The organism is Actinocrinis sp. (assembly GCF_035946395.1).
GTDB lineage: Bacteria > Actinomycetota > Actinomycetes > Streptomycetales > Catenulisporaceae > Actinocrinis.
The window spans coordinates 1-25,084 of the sequence record NZ_DASYZI010000011.1 but is presented as its reverse complement, the minus strand read 5'-3'; the positions used below and the strand labels follow the sequence as shown (position 1 = coordinate 25,084).

Below are 25,084 nucleotides of genomic sequence, written 5' to 3'. Positions count from 1 at the left end.
GCCGGACTTCGACGAGGTCGTGCTGCTCTACGACCGCGAGATGGACCCCGACTACCAGCTGCTGGCCCGCGTCCTGTCGGCGCGCGGAGTGAGCGTGCGCCGCGTGCCGATCGGCCGCGTGCCCATCGACGGCGCGATCCGCTCGGCCCGGCACGGCGACTGGCGCGGCCTGGAGGCGAGCACGCTGATCGACGCCGCGGCCGCCGAGCACGGCACCGACGTGCTGCGGCTGGGCATGCGGCTGTACTTCATCGCCGCGCTCGGACCCGGACAGAGCCAGTCGTTCCGGGAGGAGCAGCTGCGGCAGAGCCTGCGGCGCGCGGCGCGGCTGCTGAACGCCGACCGGCCCGCGCAGGCTCCGGATCCGACCGGGCAGCTGGCACGCCACCGCGGCGACCATGCGTACGTCGACCCCTACCGGCTGACGACCAGCCTGCTGGCGAAGTACCGGCCCGCGCCGGCCTCCGACCTGCTGGCGGCGGTGTTCCTGTGACCGTGACCCAGCTCGAACTACGTGACCACGCGTGGACGCGCCTGCGCCGTGCCCGCCCCGATCTGGCCCCGCCCGGCCAGGACGGCGCGGACGACATGAGCGCGCTGCTCGCGGCTCGCGAGCGTGTCGCCGAGGCGGCAGACGGTGACGAGGCGTATCTGGCCGTCGCCGTGGTGCGGCGCTTCGAACCGGCGAACTGGATCCGCGACACCTGCCGGTTCGCGCTCGGCTTGACGCCCGACCAGGCGGCGGCCTGGCGCCATGCCTTCACCCGCACCGTCTTCCTGGCGGGCAATCCAGGCAACCTGGGCGACCGGTTCGCCTTCGATCACGTCGCCGAGGACGGTTCGTCCGCCTGGTTCGGCCCGGCGCCGGTGTCGGCCAGCGCCGGAATACGCCGCCTGCTCAAGCTCTTCCAGGCCGCCGCCCCGCTGTCCGCCGCGCAGCCGACGACGATTCGAATTCCGGCGCCTCAGACTGTGCTGTCTCGAACCGCACTGTCTCAAACCGCACTGCCTCGAACTGCATCATCTCAAAATGTATCGTCTCAAAATGCAGTCGCTCGAAATACACTGCCTCGAATCCTCCCCGCAGGCCGCACCGCCCGCCCGAGCATCCATCGCGACCTGCACATGGTCACGGTCGGCGTGCAACTGCACCAAGTCCTCGTACACCTGCATCACCTGCTCGCAGAGGCCGCTATGGACGGACTCATTGCTCCCGGCGACCTCCTCACGCTGCGCCCCGTGCCCTGCCTCGTCGGCGTCAGCACGCCGTTCGCGGCGATACGCGTCGATGTCGATCCGACGCTCCCGGACAGGCTCCGTGCCTACGCTGCCCTGACCGAGGAGACCGTCGCCGAGTCGGCCCAGATCTAGAAAGCACTGTATGTCCGTGTCAACGCATGACCGCACTCTCACCTCCACTCGCATTCACCTCGGCATCTTCGGCACTCCCGCGCTGGCCGCCGACATCCTGCGTAATGCCGGCCACCCCGAAGAGCAGTGCTGGCACCCTTACGTGGTCGCTGATCCATTCCGGGAACTACGCGCCGGCGAGACCGATGTCATGATCATCAGGTATTCCGTTCAGGATGCCGACCTCGCCGTCAGCGGCACGGTGGCTGACGACCCGCGTGCAGCCCTGCTCGGTGCGCACCACCCGCTGGCCGGGCGTGACAGCGTCACCCTGGACGACCTCGCCGACTATGAGGCCTTTGACACGCCCGGCGTGTTCCCGGCCGACGTCTGGGACAAGATCGTGCCTCCGTTCACCGGCACCGGCCGCCCGATCCGCCGTGGACACCGGATGACCACGTTCGACCGGCTCGTCGAGATACTCACCGACACCGACTGCGTCCACCTCTCGTTCTCGTCGCTGCACACGGTCGCTCCACCCGAGATCGCGGTCGTGCCGATCAGCGACCTGCCGCCTGCCCCGGTGACCCTCTGCTGGCTGCGCGACGCCGATCTGCCCGAGCACGTGACGCAGTTCATCACCGACGCGGAAGCCGGGTACCGGAAATGGCAGGCCGCCAAATGACAGAGCACCGAATGGCAGAGCGTCAGAACACCCCTCCGATCGTGCTGCTGCACGCCCTCGGCGTCGACGCGTCCATGTGGGACGCGACCCGCCAGGTGCTCGAAGAGTCGGGGCACACCGCGCTCGCCCCCGATCTGCGCGGCTTCGGATCAGCGCCGCTGGGCGAGGAACCGCCGTCGCTGGACGTATCCGTCGACGACCTCGCCCGCCTGCTGGATCAGCACCGCATCGAGCGTGCCGTCATCGCCGGGTGTTCGATGGGCGGCTACGTGGCCATGGGATTCCTGGCACGTCACCGGGACCGCGTGCAGGCTCTCGCCCTGCTCTCGACTCGCGCTCGGGCCGACGAACCCGCCGAGAAGGACGGCCGCGAGATGTTCGCGACCCTGATGGCCACGCCGGATCGCGCGGCCGGCGTGATCGCCGCGGCCTCGCTGAAACTGGTCGGCGCCACCACTCGCGCTCAGCGCTCCGACGTGTTCGAACGCGTCCGCGCGCTGGCCGCCGAATCCGCCCCGGCGTCACTCGCCTGGGCCCAGCGAGCGATCGCGGCCCGCCCCGACTTCGTCCCGGCACTGCGCGCCGCCACGGTTCCCGCCCTGGTTCTGGCCGGAACCGAGGACGAGCTGATCTCGGCGCAAGACCATCGCCAAATCGCCGAGGCGCTACCGCAGGGCCGCGTCACCTGGCTCGACGGCGTCGGCCACCTGCCTCCGATGGAATCCCCGGACCGTGTCGCCGCCGAGCTGAGCCGACTCATCGACGAAACCCGCTGATTCGCATGGCGACCCATCACGAACGCGACCGGGGAAGCCAGGGGAGCGAAGGCGACCAGCGCCGGAGCTCCTGGGGCTTCGCGGTGTCCTCCACCGGGCTCGACTTCACCGAGCACACGATCGTCAGCGCGCACTTCGAAGCCTGTCGCGGCGCGTATGCCCATCTGCTCGGGCAGGTGGGCATACAGCCGGGATGGCACGTACTCGACGCGGGTTGCGGCAATGGAGACTTCCTGCCCTGGCTGGCCGAACTCGTCGGCCCGCACGGCAGCGTCAACGCCGTCGACCTCGCCGAGGAGAACGTGAAGGCCGCCACCGAGGGCCTGAACCAATGGCGGCAGCCGTGCCCCGTGGACATCCGGCACGGCGACTTGTTGCGCCTGCCCTATGCCGACGCGTCGTTCGATGCCGCTTGGTGCGCGAACACCGTCCAGTACCTCGACGACGACGCACTCGCCGCAGCGCTTGCCGAACTGCGGCGCGTGGTCCGGCCGGGCGGAGTCGTCGCGGTCAAGGACCTCGATGCGCATCTGGTTACCGCGCGGCCCGGCGACCCGTACCTGTTCGCCGACTTCTTCCGCGCCGCCAGCGCCGTCCCCGGCTACGCCCGCCAACTGCTCCGTTCGCGTGACCTCTACCGATATCTCAAGCGCGCGGGCCTGGTGAACATCCGACAGCAGACCGTCCTGATCGAGCACTACGCCCCGCTCACGCCGCAGGCACACGCTTTCTACGGCCCCTCGTGCGCGACACTTGCCGGGCAGGCGCTGAGCCTGGGTCTTGACGAGCAGTGGCGGGCATTCACCGAGCCGAACAGCCCCGAGAATCCGCTCAATCACCCGGACGGGTACGTCAGCGAAGGAAATGTCCTGGCGATCGGAACCGTGCCCGAGCGAGTGACGCGACCCCTGTAGCCCGGCAATTCAGTAATCAGTAATAGTGCCGCAGGCTGGGCCAGATCTGTGACCAGGGCGGTAACGGCCACAGTCGCCACCCCGCACAGCATGGCGGCCACCCGCAACCCGGCCGGACTGCTGCCGAACACAGCCGTCGAGACCCGGCCGATCAGAGGCGTCAACGGGGGCTGATCCACGTACCCCCACGCGAGCCGCTTTCCGGCCGCCAGGAAATACAGCTCGTCGCGGTGAAAGCCGTAGCCGTCGGACAGGATCGTTAGTACCAGGGCCTGTACGAACAGGACGGCCGCGACCGGCCCGCGAGCGAAGCCCGGCAACTCCTCGCGTCGCGCCGCCGACGCTTCGAGAACGCTCATCCGCCACCCTCCCCGTACGCTGGCAACAGCTTCACACACGCACTACCCGCCGCAACAGACGTCTGTGGTGATTGGGAGGCACAGGCGGGCAGGTGGCAGGTTTGTGCTCAGCCGAGCAGATACGTGGCCAGATATCCGAGCGCGTTGGCGGCCAAGCGCAGCCCCATCGGTGCAAGCAGACTCCTGCTTCGCAGGCGCAGTTCGGCGCCCTGACCAGCTCCATGACCAGGTAAGCACCCTTGGACGGCTTCGGCCACTGCTTCGGCGCCCCGTCGACCGCAGCGTGGGCGGCAATCGCCGAGCCGGGCACCTGGAGCGGTGCGGGCACCGACCGGCTAGAGCAGTTGCTCGCCGAGGAAGCGCGCTGCAAGGTCGGCCTTCGCCGCTGGGATGCGGCCGTTTGGGTGATCGCGGCCATCAGGGTGATTTTGGCAGGCGACGGTAAGCGGTGAACGCGATGTTCCCCGCTCACCCGCACAGAGTAGTGTTCGGGTCACTGCTCGGCAGCGGGGTAGCAAGGACGCCATAGCCGTAGGCGCGCGACAGCGTTGGCGCGCAACTCGCTGTGGAGGCTGCGATGAACTTTCCACTGCTCGACTCGTTCCTGACGATGCTGTGGTTCTTCCTGTGGGTGATGTGGCTGTTCCTGCTGTTCCGGGTCGTGCTCGACATCTTCCGCGATGACGACCTCAGCGGCGCGGCCAAGGCCGCCTGGCTCATCTTCATCCTGGTGTTGCCCTTCCTCGGCGTCCTGGTGTACCTCATCGTGCGCGGTAGCAGCATGGGCGCACGCGCCGTCGCCGAGGCGCACGCGCGCCAGGAAGCCATCGACGACTACATCCGCACCACGGCGGCCGGCGGCACAGGCCCGGCCGACGAGTTGTCCAGGCTCGCAGCCCTCAGGGCAGACGGCACGCTGAACGAGCAGGAGTTCCAGCAGGCCAAGGCGAAACTCCTGGCGTGAATCGAACTGACGGTTGAATGCGTACTCTGTTTTTGTGCCGATCGAGCCGACAGAGCCCGCGGACGCCGCCCCCGTGCCGGCAGAGTCTGCCGACGTGGTCTTCCCCACGAAGCTGTTGGGCCACCGCACCGGCACGCGCCGCGAGGAAGGCGGCAGTAGCAGTTACTACGTCGACGTGGACACCTACACGGCGCATCCGATCCCGGTCACCCGCCCGGCGACCGGTCATGCGAGGGTTTCGCTGCGATGCGAGAGCTGCGGTGAAACGGTGCAACTGACTCTGTGGGCCAGGGGTGCGCGACGCAGGATCAGCATGCGGCGGTGGATGGTGTTCGGCGCCGTCTCCGCAGTGCTGTGGTCCCTGGCCGGAGTGCTCTTGAGCGGAGTGCTCTTGAGCCGGGCACGCGCCCCGAGTTCGCCGCTGGTCATCGCCGTGGCGCTGCTCGGTTCGATATGGCTGCTGGTGCTTGTGTTCGCGGCGACGATCTCGTCCGGTACGCGGAGCGTGGATGACGATGGTGATTGGGTCGACTATGACGGACCTTCCGCCGACCATCATCTGCTGTGGCCCGGGCAGAGTGAGGTGATGTGGACTTACGTGGAGGGTTCCGGTTAGTCCCGTCCCCGCACGTCGTTGTATAAGTGGAGGGGCAATCGGGGAATTTCGGGTGATTCTCGGTGCCGAGTAAGGCTATTGCTCGATGTGAGCTCGGATTGCGCCGGTCCGCGTATCGCTCGATATCGCTCGCCCGGGTGACCTGCGGAGGATGGGGCTAGGGGCTAGTGATGGCGCGCTGGCGTTGCCCGCCGTGGTCGCCGCGTGTGGCCCCTGCGGCAGTGCGCGGGAGCCACACACGGCGACCAGTGATCAGTGATCTGCGATCAGTGGCCTGAGGTGTTCGTGGCCCACAGGGCAGCGCCGGACGCGCTGTAGACCACCAGGTTGCCGTCGTTCTGCAATACCAGCCGGGCGCCGTTGTTGCCGGCCGTGTTGCTGGCCCACACCGCCGCTCCCGCCGAGGTGTAGAGCACGAAGTTGCCGTCGCCCTGCATGATCGCCTTCACCGCCGCCTTGCCGATGGTGTTCGAGGCCCACAGCACCGTGCCGCCCATGTAGAGCACCAGGTTGCCGTCTGCCTGCATGGTCAGCGAGAAGCGGCCGTCGCAGGAGACGAGCGACTGGTTCACGGCCAGGGACTGGTTCGCGGTCAGCGTGCCGCAGGCGGCGGAGCCGGTGCAGCTCGACGGAGCCGCCGTGCCCGCCGGGATCGCACCCGCGACCATGCTCCACTGCGCGAGCGTCGCCGGTTGAAGGCTCGGCGCCGCGCAGACTCCGCCGTTGACCGCGACCTGCGGCACGACCGCTCCGCCGGCGTTCGTCAGATGGTAGCTTCCCGCGTTCAAGCCGAGCCCTGCGATATAGAACGTCACCGCGCTGCTGTAAGAGGTCGATGACGTGACGTCCGCGAGCGTGATGGTCGCGCTCGTGTGGGTGGACGCCACGGCGGGCACGACTTGCAGCACGCCGCTGTTCGCGAGCGTCGCGTATGCGGGTGCGTACTGGGCCGTCTGCGAACCCGAGGTCAGCAGCGTGCCGCCGGCCGCCTTGTAGGCGTTGAGGTTCGCGTCGGTGCCGTTCATCGGCAGGACCGCCTTGTACGCCGACAGTTTCACCGTGCCGTTGTTCACCTCTTGACTGGTGACGACGGCGAAACCTGCCTGGTACGAGTCCCACAGGCTGGTGATGGCGTCCTCCATCGACGTCACGGCGCCGCCGGAGGTGTTGCCGTAGGCCTGGGAGAAGTCCAGGTACACGGCGGCAGGCTGCTGCGGGTAGGAGCCTGAGATGCCTTGCAGGGTACTGACCCAACGGGTGTAGATCGGCCAGCCGACGACGTCCTTCTGCGTGCCGTCGTGGATGAAGAAGTCCTCTCCGCCGCCCTCGGGCATGCCCATCGCGTAGTTGGACAGCCACTGCACGGCCTGCGCGGCGAGCTGGGTGCTGTCGCCCGGCGCGGTCCACTCCTGCGCCAGCGCGACACCGTAGGCGCGGGCCAGGCTGCCAAAGGTCAGCGCCAGGCCGGGGGACTGCGCCGCGTCGACGACGACTGTGACCGTGTACTGCTTGGCCAGGGTGAAGAAGATGTCCGGGATGTTGGCGTAGTCGACCGCGTTGCCGAAGTGGCCGCCGAAGTAGTAGTACAGCGGCGTGCCGGTCACCGCGCGCACCGCCGCGGTGAGGCGGCCGTAGGTGTCCTGCACGCTCCAGGCGCGGAACGCCTGGTAGACACCCCACAGCGACTGGCCGGGAGTCGCGGCGGGCACCTGGGAGAAAGCGGTGTACGAGGTCCCGTTGCGCGAGTTGAACGCGCTGATCGTGCCGTAGGTGTTCGGCAGATAGGCGTTGTGGAACTCGTTGACGTCGACGCTCGCCCAGCCGGAGGCCCCGCCGCCGTAGTCCCACTGCGCGTCGAGGAATCCGTAGTCGAGGATGCTGCCGCCGTAGCCGGCGCCGGTGTCGATGTGCTTGACCGTGCTGGTGACGTAGTTGAAGTAAGCCGGCTGATCCGTCGGGTCCCACCAGGCCGGCGCCGTGCTCTGCGCGCCGTTGCCGGCGACCTCGTGGCTGGTGACCCAGGAGGCCGGGCTGCCGCCCCAGCCGGAGTACCAGAAGATCGGCACGAGCTTGAACCCGGCCGCCGCGGCGTTGGCCAGTTCCTGGTCCAGTTCGGTGAAGTCGAACGAGCCGTTGGACGGCTCGATCGTGTTCCAGGGCAGATCGATCTCCGCGGTGTTCAGGCCGGCGGCCTTCAGCGCGGCGAAGCTCGACTGCGACCACGCGGCGCCGTTGTCGTCGAACTGCAACTGCGTGGCCCACATCGTGCTCTGCGAAATCGTGCTCTGCGAAGCCTGCGCCCCGGTGCCGGCCGCCGTCGTGAGCGACCCGGCCGCCACCGCGGCCACGGCGGCGATCAGGGCCGGGACACGCTTGCGCGAGCGGCCCGCGCCGTGCGGCCGTGTTGTCGTCGTTCTCATCCTGAGATGCCTTTCCCGTGGCGCCGCACGTTGCTCCACACGGAAACATCCGATGACCGCCCTAGCATTGACCCGTGCCCCGCGCGGGTCAATAGCTCACTCGGCGTCGGCGACGATCGATCCGACCCGCTCCCCGAGTCCGGGATCGCGACGAGTGAGTACGAGCGCGTATGCCACTGCCGCGACCAGAATCCCCAGCGCCAGGTACGGGAACCAGTCGTACGGCGTGGCCTGGCCGGGCTTGGCCAGGTAGTAGAGCGGGACGATGATCGCCACGGCTCCCAGCGCCGGCAGCACGACGTGCCGCACGACGCCGAACTCGTCGCGGTGGTACCGGCGGTAGTAGAACGGCAGCGCGATGTTCGAGGCCAGATACACAAGCAGGATCAGGATGGTGCCCATCGTCGAGGACTCGGCGAAGAAGCTCACCGGATCCATCGCCCCGGCGTGCCCCAGCAGGTGGCCGAGGCCCCAGCCGCCGATGATCAGGACGGCGGTGGCCACGAACACGATGATCGCGTTGGTGGGCGTGCGCCGGGTCGGGTGCACGCGGCCGAGGAAGGCCGGCAGCAGGCCCTCGCGTCCGGCGTTGAACAGCAGCCGGGTCTGCGAGTTGGTGCCGGCGATCAGGGAGCCGAGGGTCGAGGTCAGTCCGGCCAGGTAGGCGAAGAACGCCAGCACTCCCAGGGTTTGGTGGGCCACGTCGACGAAGGGGACGCTGGAGGCGCCCACCTTGCCCACGTCATAACCGAAGCCTGAGACCGTCGCGTAGGCGAACAGCACGTAGCTCACCGACATGATCGCGACCGAGGAGAACACGGCGCGCCCGACGTTGCGCCGCGGGTTCTCGCTCTCCTCGGCCAGCGCCGCGGAGTTCTCCCAGCCGATGAACAGGTACACCGCGAGCGGGAATCCCGCGGCCAGACCGGACATCCCGTTGTTGATGTGGCTGGGCAGGAACGGCGTGATCGACAGGTGGCCGCCCTGCTTGCCGATCGCGGCGATCGAGACCACGACCAGCACGAGCATCTCCACCGCGAACAGCAGACCGGCGACCCTGGTGGAGACCGCGACTCCCCGCACGATCAGCACGACCGACCCGGCGGTGAGCAGCAGGGTCCAGATGATCCACGGGACGTTCCAGCCCAGGTAGTAGTTGAGCGTCGTTTCGAGGAAGCCGCCTGAGATGGTGACGACCGAGGAGATCGCGATGATGTAGCCGAAGGCGACGAGCAGCGACGTGGTCACCGCGCTGGTCGGCCCGAACGTCTTTCCGATGAAGGTGATGAAGCCGCCGGCCGACGGGTGCGCCCGGGAGAACTGCGACAGCGTGTTGCCGAGCAGGGCGACCGTGATCCCGGCGGCCACGATCGTCAGCGGAGAGGCCACACCGGCCGTGGTGGCCAGGAATGCGAACCCGAAGTAGAAGCTCATCGCCGGGCCGATGTTGGCCATCGTGGAGCTGGCGATGTCCAGCAGGCCCAGCGCGCCGCCGCGCAGGCGCTGCTGCTGTGGTCCGCTGTCGGCGGACTCGCCGGACAGGACGGGCACCGGTCCGGAACCGGGCTTGGCCATCGCAGTACTCCTCAATAGCCGGCGCGCATCGCGTCAGCGTCGCTCTCAATGCCCTGTTCCCGGAACAACCGGTGACGGCGACCGTAATTCAAGGCGACCGGATAGGCAAGAGCGCATATCGCCATCGGAAGGCGAAGACAGCGGGCTGCTGCGGCAAGATCAAGACAACGTTGCATCACTGAGTGTTCAGCCAGTGTGCGGAGTCATAGCATTGCAGTCATAGCGTTACGGGGCGTAGCGTCGCCGGTGCGCGGCAATTCGGTTCACCGGTGACCAAATCGGAGGGAAGTCGTGGCAGGGTATCGGCCCGCGTGGGTGCCGGACGAGGTCGATATAGAGCGACCCTCGGCGGCCCGGATGTACGACTACTACCTCGGTGGTTCGCACAACCTCGCGGCGGACCGCGCGATGGCGAGGCAGACGATGCAGGTATGGCCGGATGTGCGGTTCGTGGCGCGCGCGAATCGGGCGTATCTGCGACGTGCGGTGACTTACGTCGCCGAGATGGGCGTGGAGCAGTTTCTCGATCTGGGCTCCGGGATCCCGACGGCCGGCAATGTGCACGAAGTGGCGCGAGCGGTGCGCCCCGCGGCGCGGACTGTGTACGTGGACGTGGATCCGGTCGCGGTGGCGCACAGCGCGGCGCTGCTTTCCGGCGTGGCCGGCACCGGTGTTCTGCACGCGGACATGCGCGACCCGCAGGCGGTACTCGATGACGCGATCGTGACCGGGCTGCTGGATTTCAGCCGCCCCATCGCGATTCTGATGATCTCGGTGCTGCCGTTCGTCATCGATGACGACCACCCCGCGCAGATCGTCGCCGATTACCGCGATGCCACGGTCCCGGGCTCCTACCTGGTGATAAGCCACGGCACCGACGAGTACATGGCGCCGACGCTGCAAGCCGCCTGGGAGGTCTACGAACGAGGCGGGTACTCGGTGACCACGCGCAGCCGGGCGCAGATCCTGGCCCTGATGGACGGATACGAGCTGGTGGAGCCGGGATTGGTCGACACGATCGCGTGGCGCCCCGACCCGGTGCTCGCAGGAGCAGACCCGCTCGGCGGCGACGTGGCCCGCTACTCGCAGCTGGCAGCCGTCGGCCGCCGCTTGTGACGGGAGTACCCGCGCGATCACCGGCTTCGCATTGGTGCGTGCGTGCCAGAGCTGTTCTTGTTTTGTCGTGACCGCTTCTCACAGGTCGGCGAGTTTCGGTTGGGCATTTTCACATTTTCGGTACAGGACGGGTTCGGCCCGGTACTGTGGTGGCCTGACAATTCCACGAATACGAATGCTGTCGGTCGGTGTGCCGTTCGCGGTTCGGCCGTGCGTGGGGAGCGTCCAGGTCGTTGCCACGGGTGTCCGGCTACGAGCTGCGAAGGAGGCCGTGTATCCGTGCTACCCGCGCGGCGCCTGCCAGGCAGATGGCGACAGTCTTGGTTGAGGTGTGGCAGAAGGCCGTGCCGCACGTCGGTGCGAGGCGGCGGCTCCTCCCGCCTCGTCGGGCGGAGTGCATGGCGGTGAGCGCCACTCCCATGCAGCTGGCCACGATGTGGGCGCGGGCGTTCGCGGCGGCGGGCGCCGACGCGACCGACCCGGTGGCGGCCCAGGCACTGCTGCACCAACTCGCCGCGCAAGTGCTCGAAGCCCCCGCCGCCGCGCAGCCGCTGCGCGAGATCGGGGTGACCGTGGGCCGCGCCTTGGTGGACGCGCACTACACGCACCCTGAGTCGATCTCGGCGAGCGTCGACGTGCTCGACCAGGCGCTGCCGGAGCACGTCGGCGCCAGCGCGCGCGCCGGTTTGTACGCCGGTCTGGCCGAGGGCTACGCGTATGCGCTGCGCGATCGCACCCAGTCGGAGCAGGAAGAGACGTTCCAGGCGGTGCTGGCGACGTACCGCAGCGGTGAGGCGCGGTTTCGCGCGGTCTTCCGCAACAGCACCCTGGGAATAGCGATCGCCGACCGCACCGGGCGGATCCTGGAGATCAACGCCCGTATGGCGGACATGCTCGGCACGCAGACCGCGACGGCGCGCGGCTGGGACATCAGGGAGCTGAAGGGGGCGACCGATCCCGCCGGGCGCTGGGCGGTGTTCGAGGACCTGATGACCGGCCGGCGGTTGCAGTACGGCGTCGACAAGCAGTTCATCCGGGACGACGGCACCGCCATCTGGACCAGGATGCGGGCGAACGGCGTGCGCGGCGCGAGCGGTGTCGTGGAACTGATCCTCGCCGTGTTCGAGGACATCACCGAGCGGCGCGAGATGAACCAGCGGCTGCTTTATCAGGCCACGCACGACGCGCTCACCGGCCTGCCGAACCGGGCGCTGCTGCTCGACCGGCTCGCCGCGCTGCTGCGCCGGGCCGGGACGCAGGACCGGGTCGGTCTGTGCTTCCTGGATCTGGACGGCTTCAAGTCGGTCAACGACACCTTCGGCCATCACGTCGGCGACCACCTGCTCACGGCGGTCGCCCGGCGGCTGAGCGCGACCGTGGATCCCGCGCGGCACCTGGTCGCCAGGATGGGCGGGGACGAGTTCGTGATCCTGGTGACGGACAGCGCCGGGACCGAGTCGGCCACCGACGTCGCCGACGCCGTGATCACGGCGCTGCGAAAGCCCGTCGTCGTGGACGGACGCGCGCTGACGGTCAGCGCCAGCATCGGCGTCGTCGAGCGCCCGCTCGCGGGTGCGCAGGCGACCGACCTGCTGCGCGACGCGGACGCGACGCTGTACTGGGCGAAGGGCGAGGGCAAGGCCCGTTGGAGCCTGTTCGACAAGCGGCGGCACAGCCGGCAGGCCGCGCGGCACGCGCTGGCGCACGCGCTGCCGGCCGCCATCGAGCGCGGGGAACTGTTCCTCGAATACCAGCCGATCGTCGCGCTGGCCGACGGCAGCACCCACGGCCTGGAAGCGCTGGTGCGCTGGAACCATCCGCAGCACGGCCTGCTCGCGCCGGGCCATTTCGTGCCCTTGGCCGAGGAGACCGGATCGATCGTCGAGCTGGGGCGCTGGGTGCTGCGCCAGGCCACGGCCGACGCCGCGACCTGGCCGTCGGCGCCCGGCGGCCGCCCGATCCCGGTGGCCGTCAACGTCGCGGTACGCCAGCTGCACGAACCCGGCCTGCGCGCCGACCTGGAGAACGCGCTGGCCGACGCGGGACTGCCCGCCGACCGGCTGCACCTGGAGATCACCGAAAGCGCGCTGATGAGCCCCGACGACGCGGGCCGCCCCGCGATCGAACTGCTGCATGCGCTCGCGGACCAAGGCATACGCATCGTCATCGACGATTTCGGCACCGGCTACTCGAACCTGGCCTACCTGCGCACGCTGCCCGCACACACCCTCAAGATCGACTCGTCGTTCGTCGCGGCGCTCGCCACCGACAGCGACGGCGCACACGAGCCGCGCCCGGCGCGCGCCATCGTGACCAGCCTGATCACGCTCGCCCACGCCTGCGGGATGACCGCGACCGCGGAGGGCGTCGAAACGCCGACCCAGGCCGACTGCCTCCGCTCACTCGGCGCCGAAACCGCGCAGGGCTTCCATTTCTCGCGCGCCGTTCCCGTAGGTCAGGTGCCCGCCACCATCAGGCGTCTCGTCCGAGCGGTCGACTAGCGGCCCCTGGCGGCCTCGAACAGCTTCCGGATGATCTCATCGCGCCCCGGTGTTGAACCGTGCGCCGTGCGCACGTGATCGGCGTTAGGGTGCGGGGTCGGGGCAAACCGGAAGGGGCGAGAAGTGACGATCGACGACGTGGACGTCCTCGGCGGCAGGTCCGAGCGCGGGCCGGGCCGGGAGGACGTCCTGGACAATCCGGTCTGGCACGCGCTGGCCGGCGATCACGCCGACGTGGCCGAGCGGGTCGGCCGCGCCGCGCGCTACCGGCCCGACGTCTCAGTCTTCGCAGGGCTCGATGATCTGGACGACGAGCGTGCGTGGGCCGACGCCGCCAGGCTCGCCGGCCCCGGCGGATCGATCGTGACGGCCGGCGTCAGCGCGCCGCCGGCGGGCTGGCAGACCAGGTTCAGCCTGCCCGGCGTGCAGATGGTGGCCACGGCACTGGAATCCGGACCGGATCCCGAGGCGGTGCGCCTCGGCCCCGCGGACGTGCCGGAGATGCTGGACCTGGTCGCCCGCACCGACCCCGGGCCGTTTCGCGAGCGCACCATCGAACTCGGCACGTATCTGGGCATCCGCCGCGACGGCGCGCTGGTGGCGATGGCGGGGGAGCGGCTCAGCCTGCCCGGATGGACCGAGGTCAGCGCGGTCTGCACCGATCCGGCGCATCGCGGCCGGGGACTCGCGGCGCGACTCGTGCGCGCCGTCGCCGCCGGCATCGAGGCGCGCGGGCGCACGCCGATCCTGCACGCGGCCGCCGCGAACGCCAACGCCATCCGGCTCTACGAGAAGCTCGGCTTCACCCTGCGCCGCCCGATCGTCTTCGCAGCCTTCGAACTGAGCTCCTAGCCGCTCGATCTCCCCCTGGAAGCAGGCTCCTGTCCAGCCTGCCGTTCGTGTGGGCATGCTTTCACCCCTCCCGGTCCGGATCGCGAGCTTCAGCTGACGGAGGAACCTGATCCGCGGCCGGGAGGAGGGCTGGAATGAGTGGGATGAGCGCATCACCGGCCCGCACCGGCGCCGGTAGGCGTCTACCCGACTGAGGGCGACCACGTCGTCGACTATCAAGTCGCGGTCGTCCCCACGTGCAACGTGATCAATATCGACCCCTGGCCGCCGGCGAACGAAGCGTCGGCGGTTCGGCGCTGGCTACGACGACATCACGGGTTGCGGCCGCGGCCGGCGCGAGCGCTCTGAATCACCGGCCCGATTCCCCATAAAGGACTGTTCGGATCTATCCTCTTATATCTTGACAGGTCGTGTGCTCCGCAGAACCTTGATAGCACGTTTCGATTCGTTCGAAAGGAGCCGTGCATGTCAGTGTTCCGTCGATTCCGCGCAGGCACGTTGGCCGGGGCGGTCGGCGCCCTGTTGCTCAGCGCTCTGACGGCCACACCCGCGGCGCACGCGGCGACGGTCAGCGACTGTTCGCAGTGGGGCGTCACCACGCTCCAATCGGGCGCGTACAAGTACCAGCAGAACGAATGGAACTCCACCGCCACGCAGTGCGCCTCGATCGACGACTCCACCGGAGCCTGGTCGATCACCCAGGCCAACTTCGGCCTGCCCACCAACGGCGCCCCCGCCACGTACCCGTCCAGCTACAAGGGCTGTCACTGGGGCAACTGCACCTCCGGCAGCGGCTTGCCGATCCAGGTCAGCCAGCTCAGTTCGGCCACGACGTCGGTGAACACCACACAGGTCGGCTCGGGCGCCTATGACGTGGCCTACGACATCTGGTTCAACTCGACGCCCACCACCAGCGGCCAGCCCGACGGCACGGAGCTGATGATCTGGCTGAACAGCCGCGGCGGCGTGCAGCCGTTCGGCTCGCAGACCGCCACGGCGAGCATCGACGGGATGAACTGGGCCGTGTGGACCGGGCAGCAGAGCTCGTGGAAGATCATCTCCTACCGGCTCAATCCCGGTGGCACCTCGTTCAGCAACCTGGACGTCAAGGCGCTGATCAATGACGCGGTCTCCCGCGGCTCGCTGAATCCCGCGCACTACCTGATCGACTCCGAGTTCGGCTTCGAGATCTGGCAGGGCGGCCAGGGCCTGGGCGTCACGTCGTACGCGTTCCAGGCGCAGGGCGGCGGTGGCGGCGGTGACACCTCGCCGCCCACCGCGCCGTCGAACCTCGCCGTGACCGGCACCTCCAGCAACTCGGTGTCGCTCTCCTGGGGCGCCTCCACCGACGACGTCGGCGTCACCGCGTACGACGTCTATCAGGGATCGACGGTCGTGGCCACGGTGACCGGCAATCCGCCGGCCACGTCCGCGACGGTGACCGGCCTGTCACCGAACACGACGTATTCGTTCACGGTGAAAGCCCGGGACGCCGCCGGCAACGTCTCGCAATCCTCGAACACGGTCGGCGCCACCACGTCCGGCTCGACCGGCGGCGGCGGGTCCTGGGCCATCTCGCTCCAGGCGATCTCCCCCAACCCGACGCACGTGGGCACGGTCACCAACGTCACGGTCGACTTCAAGAACACCGCCTCGACCTCGGCGAACAACGTGACCCTCACCGTCACGCTGGTGAACGCCTCCGGCGCCGCGGCGGGCTCGCAGAGCTGGTCGGGCCAGAACATCGCGTCACAGCAGACCCTCAACGAGACCTATTCGTGGAATCCGCCAGCCACCGGCGGTTACACCGTGCAGGCCACAGTCACCGACTCGGGCGGCGCGACACTCGCGTCCAACGGCAACGTGGGTACCGCGACCGTCCAGTAGACGGCGCATCCCGGTATCTCCGCAGCCGGTGGTCGAGGCCTTACGCTCCTTGCGAGCTCCTCACGAGTGCAGCAGCCCTCGTTTGTAGGCCTCGGCCACCGCGGCGGCCCGATCACGCGCGCCGAGCTTGGCGTAGATGTGCAGCAGGTGCGTTTTGACGGTGGCTTCGCTGATGAACAGCTGCTTCGCCGCCTCGCGGTTGGTCGCGCCGGTGGCGATGAGGGCGAGCACCCTGAGTTCTCGGTCCGTCAGCGCCTCGGCCGGGGCGGGCGCCCGGACCCTGCCGAGCAGCCTGCGCGCGACGGACGGCGCGAGCACGGACTGGCCGTCGTACGCGGCGCGTGCGGCGCGCACCAGTTCCTCTCGCGGGGCGTCCTTGAGCAGATAACCGGTGGCACCAGCCTCGACGGCGGGAAGCACGTCGGCGTCGCTGTCGAACGTCGTGAGCACCAGGATCCTGACGTCGGGCGACCGTTTCATCAGTAGCCTGATCGCCTCGACCCCGCCCATTCGCGGCATCCGCAGGTCCATCAGCAGCACGTCGACGTCCAGCGCGATCGCCAGGTCGACGGCTTCGGCACCGTCGCCCGCCTCGCCGACCACTTCGAATCCCGGATCGCCCTCGAAGACCGCGCGCAGGCCGTCCCGCACGATCGGATGGTCGTCGACGATCAGCAGCCTGATGGGCCTCGCCGCTGTGACGCCGCTGCCGGGGCTCGTGGGCTGCGTCGTCATCCTTGGTCCTCGACTTCCCAGACGGGCACGCTCGCGCTCAGGGTGGTCCCCTCTCCCGGGGTGGTCTCGATGACGAGCGAGCCGCCGACCTGTCGCAGCCTGCTGCGCATGGCTTCGAGGCCGTACCCGGTCCAGTCGCCGGAGCCGGTGTGAGCGTCGAAGCCGGATCCGTCGTCGAGTATGTCGAGGGCGACGACGTCGGGCGTGTACGTCAGGGTCACTCCCGCGCGCGACGCACCGGAGTGCTTGGCGACGTTCGCCAGCGCCTCCTGCGCCACGCGGAAGAGTACGACTTCGAGCGCCGGCTGCATGCTGGTCGGTGTCCCGTCGACCTCGACGCGGATGGGGATGCCCGAGGTCTGCTGCCACTGCTCGGCCAACTGAACGAGCGCGTCCGGCAGTCTCGCGTCGTCGAGCGGTCCGGGCCGCAGCGCCTGCACGGAGCGCCGTGCTTCGGCCAGGCTACTGCGTGCCAGTTCGCGAGCCAGGTGCAGGTGCCGCCGCCGCTCGGAATCGCCGTCGGCGACGTCGGCGGCCTCCAGTTGCGCGACGATCCCGGTCAGCCCCTGCGCCAGCGTGTCGTGGATCTCCCCGGCCATCCGCCGCCGCTCGTCGAGGATTCCGGCCTCACGCGCCTGCGCCACGAGTTGCGCGTGCAGCCCGGCGTTCTCCTGGAGTGCCAGTTCCAGGCGGCTGTTGGTCTGCGCCAGCTCGTCGAACATGCGGATCCGCTTCTCTTCGTGCTCCTGCTCGCGCATCCCCTGGCGGAAAAAGAAGCCGACGAGTGCGGCGTTCGCCAGTGTCACGACGAGGTACCCGAGGATCAGCGTGCCGTGCGGAATGCCGCCGCCCAACTGCGCCGTGGCGACCAGCGCCGCGGTCATGACGAGCCCCACCGGCGGCAGCGGTTTCGGCAGCAACACCGAGTGGACGTATCCGGCCGCGCCGAAGAAGGCGAACCACGGGTTGAGCTGGATCAACACCGCGATCAAGCTGATCAGGCCGCTGTAGTAGACGACGGTCATCACCTTGCGTTCCTCGCGCCGCGTGTAAGGCACGCGCACGAGCCAGACCCACAGCACGGCGGCGGCCGACAGCCCGAGCGCCGCGATCGTGAAGACCGTTCTGCTCAGGCGGATGCCGTTGCCGACGGACCCGGTCGACAGCGAGAGGACGAGGGAGACGGCCAGAGCCACCAGCGGAACGTATTGCTGGCTCTTGTCGATCCGCCGGTTTCGCGCCGCGAGCTCGGGGCCGGCCGTCTGCGCCGTCATCTTCGCCTCACTCCCACCGGAACAGCTTGACCGCCGCGATGCCGCCGAGCAACGTGTAGCACCCGAGCACCGCCAAGTGCTGCCACAGCACGCCCTCACCCGACCAGGCGTCCATCACGGCGCCGAACGGGATGAACTCGCCCAGCTTCTGCAACCAGTGCGGCATCTCGGCGACCGGGAAGTACAGGCCGCTGAAGAAGAAGTTGAGGATCATCATCGGCGCGCCGAAGCCACTGGCCGACCCCTCGCTCGGCGCGACGGCCGCCACGACGAGACCGAGCGCCAGCGCCGCGGCCGCGCCCAGCACGAAGGCGGTCACGACCGTGCCGAGCCCGCTCGGCATCGCGGCGCCGAAGCCGCCGACGCCGATTCCGGCGACGAGCGCGACGCCGACCGCGGACAGTCCCGTGACGAGCACGAGCAGCGCCGCGAGCATTCCGGCCGGCGGAACCGGGCTTACCTTGAACCGCCGCAGAGCGTTTTTCTCGCGCAGCATCGCCATCCGCCCCGGCAGCACCATGAGCGCTAGCATCAGCGGCACCATGGCCGCGAAGGTCGGCACGAAGACGTCGAGCACGGTCTGGCCGCCGAGCGCCTTTTGCGGATTGTGGCGGAACGAGGGCACGAAGCCGAAGATCAGCAGCAGACCCACCGGCAGTATCCCGACGAGCGCCACGCCGGGTTCGCGCAACAGCAGCCGCGCGTGCAGAGTGATCAGCGCGCGGAAACCCTTGGGCGTCATCCGGAACGCGGGAATCAACGGCACGGCGGGGCGAGGCGAGCGCGCCGCGTAGCCCTGGTGTTCTTGTTCCTGGTCCCGTGCCTGGTCCCGTGCCTGATCCCGTTCCTGCGCCTGATGCCGTCCCCGTCCCTGATCCCGAGTCCGAGTCCGATGAGCCTGTGCCTGATGATCCTGCTCCAGGCGAGTCCGGCCCCGATGATCCTGTTCCGCGTGTTCCTGTTCTTGGTAATCCTGAGTGGTCATCGTCAGACTCTCATTTCGTTAGCTCTTCGACGCCTGAGCGTCGGTGGTCAGGAACACAAAGGCGTCGTCCAGCGTGCTCTGCTCGATGCGCAGCTCGCCGGCGATGATCTGACGGTGCGCCAGCAGCGACGTGACCTCCTGGATCACGTCCGGGCCGCCCTCGATCTCGATCAGCGCGCCGTGGCGGGAGACCGAGGTGACCGACGTCAGGGCGCGCAGGTCCTCGTCGGGAACCGGCGCCGACGGCCGGAACCTCAACCGCTGCCCGCCGCCTGCCCGGTTCGTGATTCCGGCGGGCGTGTCGAGCGCCACCACGCGCCCGCGGTCGATCAGCGCGACGCGGTCGCAGAGCCGCTCGGCCTCCTCCATGAAGTGCGTGACCAGCAGCACCGTGACCCGTTCGGCGCGGATCTGCTCGACCAACCCCCACACCTCGCGGCGGGCGTGCGGATCGAGGCCGGTGGTCAGCTCGTCGAGGATGACCACACGCGGGTTGCCGACCAGCGCGATCGCGATCGCGAGCCGCTGCTTCTGCCCGCCGGACAGCTTCTTGTAGGGCGTGCCCGCCTTCTCGGCCAAGCCGAGCCGACGCAGCAGCGCATCGACGTCGGTCGTCTCACGGTAGAAGGCCGCGAACAACTCCAGTGCCTCGCGGACCTTCAGCCGGTCCGGCAGGCCTGCCTCCTGCAACTGCACGCCGACGACCTGGTGGAGCTCCTCGCCGTCGGCCGCAGGGTCGAGACCCAGGACGCGCACGTCGCCGCGGTCGCCGACGCGCAGCCCTGAGATGCACTCGACGGTGGTGGTCTTGCCCGCCCCGTTGGGGCCGAGGATCCCGAAGATCTCCCCTTCTTCCACGATAAAGGAGACGTCTTCGACGGCCGTGACCGCGCCGTACTCCTTGTGCAGACCGCTGACTTCGATGACCGGCATCGACCCGGTCCTCCTCACGTGTGCCGACACTTGTTTCGACACTGCGAGGATCCCTGGGCGGAGCACCGGGGCGGATCGACCGAGAAGTCCGACTGTCGCACTCGTTCGGATGACTCAGCCATCAACCGATCGGTTGAATACCGGTTGAATACCGCTGGAGGAGAGTGACGAAGATGAGCGATGTGCGGGTCGAGGCCGACGGCTCGATCACCACGATCTGGTTGGACCGGCCCGAGCGCCGCAACGCCGTCGACGGGCCGATGGCGGCTGCGTTGCGGGAGGCGTTCGAGGCGTTCGAGGCCGACCCCGAGCAGAAGGTGGCGGTCCTGGCCGGGACCGGCGGGACGTTCTGCGCCGGCGCCGATCTGACCGCGATCGGCGAGCCCGCACGACGCAACGAACTCGACCCCGACGGTGGCGGCACCGGTCCGATGGGACCGACCCGGATGGCGCTGCGCAAGCCGCTGATCGCCGCGATCAGCGGGCACGCGGTCGCCGGAGGGCTGGAGCTGGCGCTGCTGGCGGACCTGCGCGTCGTCGAGAGCGACGCGGTGCTCGGCGTGTTCTGCCGCCGGTGGGGCGTGCCGTTGATCGACGGCGGCACGGTCCGGCTGCCGCGGATCGTCGGGCTCGGCCGCGCCCTGGATCTGATCCTGACCGGCCGCGCGGTGCACGCGGACGAGGCCATGGCGATCGGCCTGGCCAACCGAGTCGTAGGTCCGGGCGAGGCGGTCGAGGCGGCGCGTGAGCTGGCCGGGCGGATCGCCGCGTTCCCGTTCGGCTGCGTACTGACCGACCGGTGGTCCACCTACGCCGGCCTCGACCTACCGCTGGCCGAGGCCCTGCGAGCCGAAGGCGCGGCGGGCGTGCCGATCGTTGCGGCCGAGGGCGCAGCGGGCGCCGCTCGGTTCGCCGGCGGTGAGGGCAGGCACGGATCGTTCGCGTAGTTGAGGTCCGTGAATACGTTCATTGTTACGTGTGGGGAATCATCGCAGGCGTGCGGAGTGCGCCAGGTCTCAAGGTTGACGTTGGCGGTTCCTTCCTCGTCAGAAGGATCTGATGTCTTGTCAGCCCCGATATCAGACCTTAAAGTTGCGGCCTGGATCAGCTTTCTGGGAAACGGTGCGACGGCTCGCGTCACCAGCTGTAATTACTGCGGCGGAGAGAACACCCAGGACCGCTGGGCTGGTTGCGTTGGCTGCACCCTTACTTCCGCCCGCATGACGGGCGAAGGGAGACGGCGCGTGAACACGGGGAAGCAGAACACGAACAATCTGGTGCGCAGGCGGCGGCGCCGCGCGATGGCCGTCGGCGGCGTCATCACGTTGAGCTTCGGTCTTGCGGCGACCGGCGCGGCCTACGCCTCCGCCGGCACCGCGGGCGTCGGCAGCGCGAACAAGGGAGTCGCACAGGGTGAGCAGACCCTGAGCCCGGCTGTGGTCGCGCAGTCGATCGCGCTCCAGCCGCTGCGCGATGTCGCGAACGCCTTGGGTGAGCAGGGGCGTGGCGCGTTCGCCGACATCTACAGCAACCTGTCTCTCGACCGGGCGCACGGCAAGGTGATTCTCTACGTCACCGACACGGCACGCGGCGCGAAGCTGATCCGGGCCGCCGCGCACGCCCACCCGGGCATCCAGGCCAGCCGGGTGAAGGTGGTCAAAGCCGCTTACACGAAGCAGGCGATCGACGCCGAGATCCACCGGATCATGACCGCGGCGGCGGCCGTCCCGCCCGCCGACCTGACGGTCTACGGTGCGGGCCCCGCCCCGGACGGCTCCGGAATCCAGTTGACGGTCAAGCCCGAGTCCGTCGCGCATGTCCGGGCGAGCATGGCCACCGCCGGGGGCATCCCGGTCACCGTCAGCGCCGGAGCCGAGGCGATACCCGCGACATGGCGGTGGAACGACGTCTTTCCGCTCATCGGTGGCGACGTTGTGGTCGGACAGGGCTACACCGGTCCGGGCTTCTGCACCACCGGCCTGGCAGCCGAGGGACCCACCGGCCGCGACGTCCTGCTGACCGCCGACCACTGCTTCCCCTACGACACCCATGTCTCCGGCGACGGCAACCCGATCGGGAACTTGTCCGCCCTGCCGCCGGGCAACTCCTTCGGGTATATCAAAGGCACCAACGACACGTACGACGCAGAGGTAATCGACACCGGCAGATACAACGGGACGGGCACCAACTCTGATGAAGCGGATCAGCCGCAAAACAAGTGGTACCCCGTCACCTCATATGCCTATTCGTACAACACGGACATCGTCTGCCAGGACGGAGCGTACTCCTACTACCAACATTGGGGCGTACCCTGCGGCATCGAGGTCGTCAACGATAATTGGACTGAAAATGAGAAGTGGGGCGGCAGCATCCACACCGTGCAGGGTGTAGTGGGGTACAACGCCACTTACACGGGCTGGACCGGTGACTCGGGCGCACTCGTCTTCACGGTGACCGGTGCCAACAGCCGCGAAGCGCGCGGGCAGGTTTCCAGCGTCCTCGACATAAAGAACGCCAGCGGCGCCTACATCGAGATCTTCTGGACCGAGGCGCCCCCCATCCTCGCCACATTCAACCTGCATCTCAATCCGCACATCTGACGACGTCTGACGTGCCGGGGTGTCCGGCCGGGTTTCACTGCCCGACCGGACACCCCGCTTGGGTTGGTGCTCCAGTACTCGTTCGTACGGTTGACGGGTTCACCTCGCCCGGCGTGGCGGGTCCGTCACGAGAGCCAGGGTCTTCGACGCCGTCGCGAGGGTGATGGTCTGGCCCCAGGCGGGGGAGAGGTGGTCGGACTCGATGCCGTCGCCGAAGACGGTCATGGCGTCGGACTGGACTCTGAGCCGGAGGCTTTCTCCACGGTGGAGGGTTCCCGCGGTGAGGGTGGCCCCGGTGGCGGGGGAGGGCCAGGCCTCGCGGACGAACCAAGCCAGATCAGGGGCCTGCGGGGCGGGGAGCGTCGGCGCGTCCGGTCGGTCTCTGGAGAGGGAGAGGAGCCAGCCGGTCGCGCCGGTGCCGGTGCCCACCAGGACGCCTGAGGACGACTGCGGTTCGCTGCGGCCGTCGGGGAGGATGAGTTCGTAGCGGCTCGACTGGTGGGTGGGGTGGCCGAGGTAGATCTCGTTGAGCGCGGTGATCTCCTGGCCGTCGCCGGTCGTGGCGGCGACCATCGTGCGCTGCTCGGTGCGCGCCCGGCCGTCCGCGACCAGCGCCAGCAGGGCCTTGCAACGCTCCGGGGCGTGGTTGGCGAGGACGGCGGGGCGCGACGGGTCCGGGTTGATGCCGATCACGGGCTGGTTGGTGAGGTACTTCGCGGTGTTGGCGACCAGGCCGTCCTGACCCACGACGACGACGATGTCCTCCGGTTCGAACAGGAAACGGTCGAGGTCGCCGCGCTCGGCGGAGGCCCGGCGCCAGGCGGAGGGGATCGCCGCGGAAGCGATTTGCAGCGCCTGGCTGGCCTTGTCGTGCATTTGCTGAACCGCGCTCAGCGATACGCCTTGGGAACGCTGGACGTACCGTGCCTGGCCCCACGTGCCGGCCTGGCGGATGATCTCCTCGCGCTCGGTGCGGCGATGGACGAGGACGACGCGTGGGGCCGATGCGTACGCAGACGTGGGTGTAGGCGTGGGCGGGGGAACGGCGGATGTCATGGTCAGTGGTCGGGAGTGGGCGGCGAGGCGAGGCGGGTAAGGGCGGCCGACAGTGTGTCAGGCGCCAGGTGGACTGTCCCGATGCGCGGAAGGTTCGACGCCAGGGTGCGCGTGGCGAGCGCGAGGAGGATGCGGGGGTCGACGTCTGCGTAGACGTTGATACGCGCGGCGTCGGCCTCGGCGTCGGCGGCGCCCGTGACGCGGGTCTCCTCCGCAGAGGCTTCCGCCTTGAGCCGGATGCGGTCGGCCTCGGCCACGGCGGCGATGCGTGCGGCCGCCGCCGCTTCGTCGGCCCGGCGGCGTTCGTTCGCGCCCTGACGCGCGACCAGCTGCTCCTCGCGGATGGCCAGCTCGATCCTGCTTTGCAGCTCGTTCTCGGCGATCGCCCGTTCGCGCTCGACCGCGAGGGCGCGGCGCTCGAAACCGGCGCGGTCCGCTTCCTGCTGGATACGTTCCCGGGCCGGAGTGCGAAGCGCGCGTTCGACTTCCGCGTCGGGGCGTGCCGCGACGACGCGCACGTCGACGATGCCGATGCCGATCTCGGCGAGGCGGTCGTGCGAGGTCAGGATCTCGGAGAGCCGGGTGCGCACGGCGTCGGGGGCGTCCGACAGCGCGGCCGCCAGGTTCATCGCGGCCAGCAGTGCGAGGGTGTGCTGCTGCGCCAGCTCGGTCAGCAGTGTCGCCACCTGGTCGAGCGGGGTGCCGTGCCACAGCCCGGTCACCGGGTCCAGCGCGAAGTCCAGGCGGCGCGCGGCGCGGTCCGGGTCGGCGAAGCGGTAGGTGACCGACGCCTGGACGGAGATCTCCTGGAAGTCGGCCGTGCGGCCGCGAAAGAGCAGCGGCAGTTCGCGGTCGTCCACCGGTATCTCGGAGAGCACTGCCGCCAGGGGGCGGAACCAGAAGGACTGGCCGGTGCCGGAGTGCGCGGTCTTTCCGCGCTTGATGTGGACGACGTGATCGGTCGGGCCACCCCTGAAGTGGCTGACGAACGGTCGCTTCGTGATGATGGCCACTGATTCCCCCGACGCGTGGAGTGAAGGCGAATGAGAGTCGTGCGGTGGGTCGGGGGCGAGCGTAGGGGGTGGGGACGATTATCGTCAAGCTGACGAGAATGAGGGGCGGGGTGTCGGCCGCCTCTGGAAGGATGCGTCCGTGACGAGAACGGGGGACGGCATCGCGGTCGTGGGCGCGGTCGTGGGCGGGGTTGCGGACGTGGAGGAGTTTGTGGGCGCCGCGGGTATCGCGGACGAGGCGTGGCCGGGCACGTTCCGCGAGTATCAGCTCGACGCGCTCGCACGGCTCGACGAATGCCGTCAGACCGGGCGCCGGCGGGCCTGGCTCGTGCTGCCGCCCGGCGCGGGCAAGACGCTGGTCGGACTGGAAGCGGCGCGGCGGCGCGGGGGACGGGTCGTGGTGTTCGTGCCCACGACCGCGATCCAGGGACAGTGGGTACGCGCCTGGCAGCAGTTCACGCCGCAACGGGTCA

At 69.0% G+C, this 25,084-nt stretch carries 23 protein-coding genes and 1 pseudogene; 15 read left to right on the top strand and 9 right to left on the bottom strand.

All coding sequences use genetic code 11. From position 1 onward, the window contains the following. The 5 genes and pseudogenes from VGS97_RS01080 to VGS97_RS01060 form a co-directional block, all read left to right on the top strand. Positions 1 to 493: pseudogene (locus VGS97_RS01080) on the top strand (hypothetical protein); the annotation flags it as partial. Further along, a complete protein-coding gene (locus VGS97_RS01075; RefSeq protein WP_326851235.1) occupies positions 490 to 1,371 on the top strand; it encodes a DUF6182 family protein in 882 nt (293 codons plus the stop codon). The pseudogene VGS97_RS01080 and the gene VGS97_RS01075, both read left to right, overlap by 4 nt. 16 nt (positions 1,372 to 1,387) lie before the next feature. Beyond that, complete coding sequence (locus tag VGS97_RS01070) at positions 1,388 to 2,035, top strand: LysR family transcriptional regulator substrate-binding protein (RefSeq protein WP_326851234.1); 648 nt, start codon at positions 1,388 to 1,390, stop codon at positions 2,033 to 2,035. Between the two features lie 11 nt (positions 2,036 to 2,046). Continuing rightward, on the top strand, positions 2,047 to 2,811 hold the full coding sequence (locus VGS97_RS01065; RefSeq protein ID WP_326851233.1) for an alpha/beta hydrolase: 765 nt from the start codon (positions 2,047 to 2,049) through the stop codon (positions 2,809 to 2,811). Between the two features lie 5 nt (positions 2,812 to 2,816). Then, entirely contained in the window at positions 2,817 to 3,725 is a 909-nt protein-coding gene (locus VGS97_RS01060) for a class I SAM-dependent methyltransferase (protein ID WP_326851232.1), read from the top strand. On the opposite strand, the gene VGS97_RS01055 is transcribed toward VGS97_RS01060, so the two are convergent. After that, entirely contained in the window at positions 3,647 to 4,084 is a 438-nt protein-coding gene (locus VGS97_RS01055; RefSeq protein WP_326851231.1) for a hypothetical protein, read from the bottom strand. The genes VGS97_RS01060 and VGS97_RS01055 overlap by 79 nt on opposite strands. Before the next feature lie 239 nt (positions 4,085 to 4,323). Here VGS97_RS01055 and VGS97_RS01050 point away from each other — a divergent pair, with 239 nt between their 5' ends. From VGS97_RS01050 to VGS97_RS01040, 3 genes are all read left to right on the top strand, one after another. Next, positions 4,324 to 4,536 (top strand): hypothetical protein, encoded by a 213-nt coding sequence (locus tag VGS97_RS01050; RefSeq protein WP_326851230.1) that lies wholly within the window; start codon positions 4,324 to 4,326, stop codon positions 4,534 to 4,536. A gap of 125 nt (positions 4,537 to 4,661) precedes the next feature. Further along, complete coding sequence (locus VGS97_RS01045) at positions 4,662 to 5,048, top strand: SHOCT domain-containing protein (protein WP_326851229.1); 387 nt, start codon at positions 4,662 to 4,664, stop codon at positions 5,046 to 5,048. 34 nt (positions 5,049 to 5,082) lie between these two features. Next, the gene (locus VGS97_RS01040; RefSeq protein WP_326851228.1) at positions 5,083 to 5,664 is read left to right on the top strand and encodes a hypothetical protein; all 582 of its coding nucleotides are present in this window, start codon (positions 5,083 to 5,085) and stop codon (positions 5,662 to 5,664) included. 266 nt (positions 5,665 to 5,930) lie between these two features. Here VGS97_RS01040 and VGS97_RS01035 read toward each other — a convergent pair whose 3' ends face one another. Continuing rightward, complete coding sequence (locus VGS97_RS01035; protein ID WP_326851227.1) at positions 5,931 to 8,084, bottom strand: beta-galactosidase; 2,154 nt, start codon at positions 8,082 to 8,084, stop codon at positions 5,931 to 5,933. A 96-nt stretch (positions 8,085 to 8,180) separates the two neighbouring features. Then, entirely contained in the window at positions 8,181 to 9,659 is a 1,479-nt protein-coding gene (locus VGS97_RS01030; protein WP_326851226.1) for an APC family permease, read from the bottom strand. 291 nt (positions 9,660 to 9,950) lie between these two features. On the opposite strand from VGS97_RS01030, the gene VGS97_RS01025 reads away from it, so the two are divergent. From VGS97_RS01025 to VGS97_RS01010, 4 genes are all read left to right on the top strand, one after another. After that, a complete protein-coding gene (locus tag VGS97_RS01025) occupies positions 9,951 to 10,775 on the top strand; it encodes an SAM-dependent methyltransferase (RefSeq protein ID WP_326851225.1) in 825 nt (274 codons plus the stop codon). 404 nt (positions 10,776 to 11,179) lie between these two features. Then, a complete protein-coding gene (locus VGS97_RS01020; RefSeq protein WP_326851224.1) occupies positions 11,180 to 13,276 on the top strand; it encodes a putative bifunctional diguanylate cyclase/phosphodiesterase in 2,097 nt (698 codons plus the stop codon). Positions 13,277 to 13,405: 129 nt separating this feature from the next. Then, entirely contained in the window at positions 13,406 to 14,128 is a 723-nt protein-coding gene (locus VGS97_RS01015; protein WP_349261933.1) for a GNAT family N-acetyltransferase, read from the top strand. Positions 14,129 to 14,593: 465 nt separating this feature from the next. Further along, positions 14,594 to 16,015 carry a GH12 family glycosyl hydrolase domain-containing protein gene (locus tag VGS97_RS01010; RefSeq protein WP_326851222.1) on the top strand — a complete coding sequence of 474 codons (1,422 nt, stop codon included), beginning with the start codon at positions 14,594 to 14,596 and terminating at the stop codon, positions 16,013 to 16,015. A gap of 60 nt (positions 16,016 to 16,075) precedes the next feature. Here VGS97_RS01010 and VGS97_RS01005 read toward each other — a convergent pair whose 3' ends face one another. From VGS97_RS01005 to VGS97_RS00990, 4 genes are all read right to left on the bottom strand, one after another. After that, positions 16,076 to 16,750 carry a response regulator transcription factor gene (locus VGS97_RS01005; protein ID WP_326851221.1) on the bottom strand — a complete coding sequence of 225 codons (675 nt, stop codon included), beginning with the start codon at positions 16,748 to 16,750 and terminating at the stop codon, positions 16,076 to 16,078. Further along, positions 16,747 to 18,024 (bottom strand): sensor histidine kinase, encoded by a 1,278-nt coding sequence (locus VGS97_RS01000; RefSeq protein WP_326851220.1) that lies wholly within the window; start codon positions 18,022 to 18,024, stop codon positions 16,747 to 16,749. Before VGS97_RS01000 ends, VGS97_RS01005 begins: the two co-directional genes overlap by 4 nt. A 7-nt stretch (positions 18,025 to 18,031) precedes the next feature. Then, complete coding sequence (locus VGS97_RS00995; protein WP_326851219.1) at positions 18,032 to 18,790, bottom strand: ABC transporter permease; 759 nt, start codon at positions 18,788 to 18,790, stop codon at positions 18,032 to 18,034. 237 nt (positions 18,791 to 19,027) lie between these two features. Further along, the gene (locus VGS97_RS00990) at positions 19,028 to 19,942 is read right to left on the bottom strand and encodes an ABC transporter ATP-binding protein (RefSeq protein ID WP_326851218.1); all 915 of its coding nucleotides are present in this window, start codon (positions 19,940 to 19,942) and stop codon (positions 19,028 to 19,030) included. Between the two features lie 173 nt (positions 19,943 to 20,115). On the opposite strand from VGS97_RS00990, the gene VGS97_RS00985 reads away from it, so the two are divergent. Together VGS97_RS00985 and VGS97_RS00980 are read left to right on the top strand one after the other, a co-directional pair. Continuing rightward, complete coding sequence (locus VGS97_RS00985) at positions 20,116 to 20,889, top strand: crotonase/enoyl-CoA hydratase family protein (protein WP_326851217.1); 774 nt, start codon at positions 20,116 to 20,118, stop codon at positions 20,887 to 20,889. A gap of 297 nt (positions 20,890 to 21,186) precedes the next feature. Then, positions 21,187 to 22,542 carry a hypothetical protein gene (locus VGS97_RS00980; RefSeq protein ID WP_326851216.1) on the top strand — a complete coding sequence of 452 codons (1,356 nt, stop codon included), beginning with the start codon at positions 21,187 to 21,189 and terminating at the stop codon, positions 22,540 to 22,542. Between the two features lie 99 nt (positions 22,543 to 22,641). Here VGS97_RS00980 and VGS97_RS00975 read toward each other — a convergent pair whose 3' ends face one another. Both VGS97_RS00975 and VGS97_RS00970 read right to left on the bottom strand, forming a co-directional pair. Beyond that, entirely contained in the window at positions 22,642 to 23,598 is a 957-nt protein-coding gene (locus VGS97_RS00975; protein WP_349261931.1) for a hypothetical protein, read from the bottom strand. 2 nt (positions 23,599 to 23,600) lie between these two features. Next, the gene (locus VGS97_RS00970; protein ID WP_326851214.1) at positions 23,601 to 24,611 is read right to left on the bottom strand and encodes an SPFH domain-containing protein; all 1,011 of its coding nucleotides are present in this window, start codon (positions 24,609 to 24,611) and stop codon (positions 23,601 to 23,603) included. Positions 24,612 to 24,750: 139 nt separating this feature from the next. On the opposite strand from VGS97_RS00970, the gene VGS97_RS00965 reads away from it, so the two are divergent. After that, on the top strand, positions 24,751 to 25,084 hold a 334-nt coding region (locus VGS97_RS00965; protein ID WP_326851213.1), incomplete at its 3' end, for a DEAD/DEAH box helicase family protein.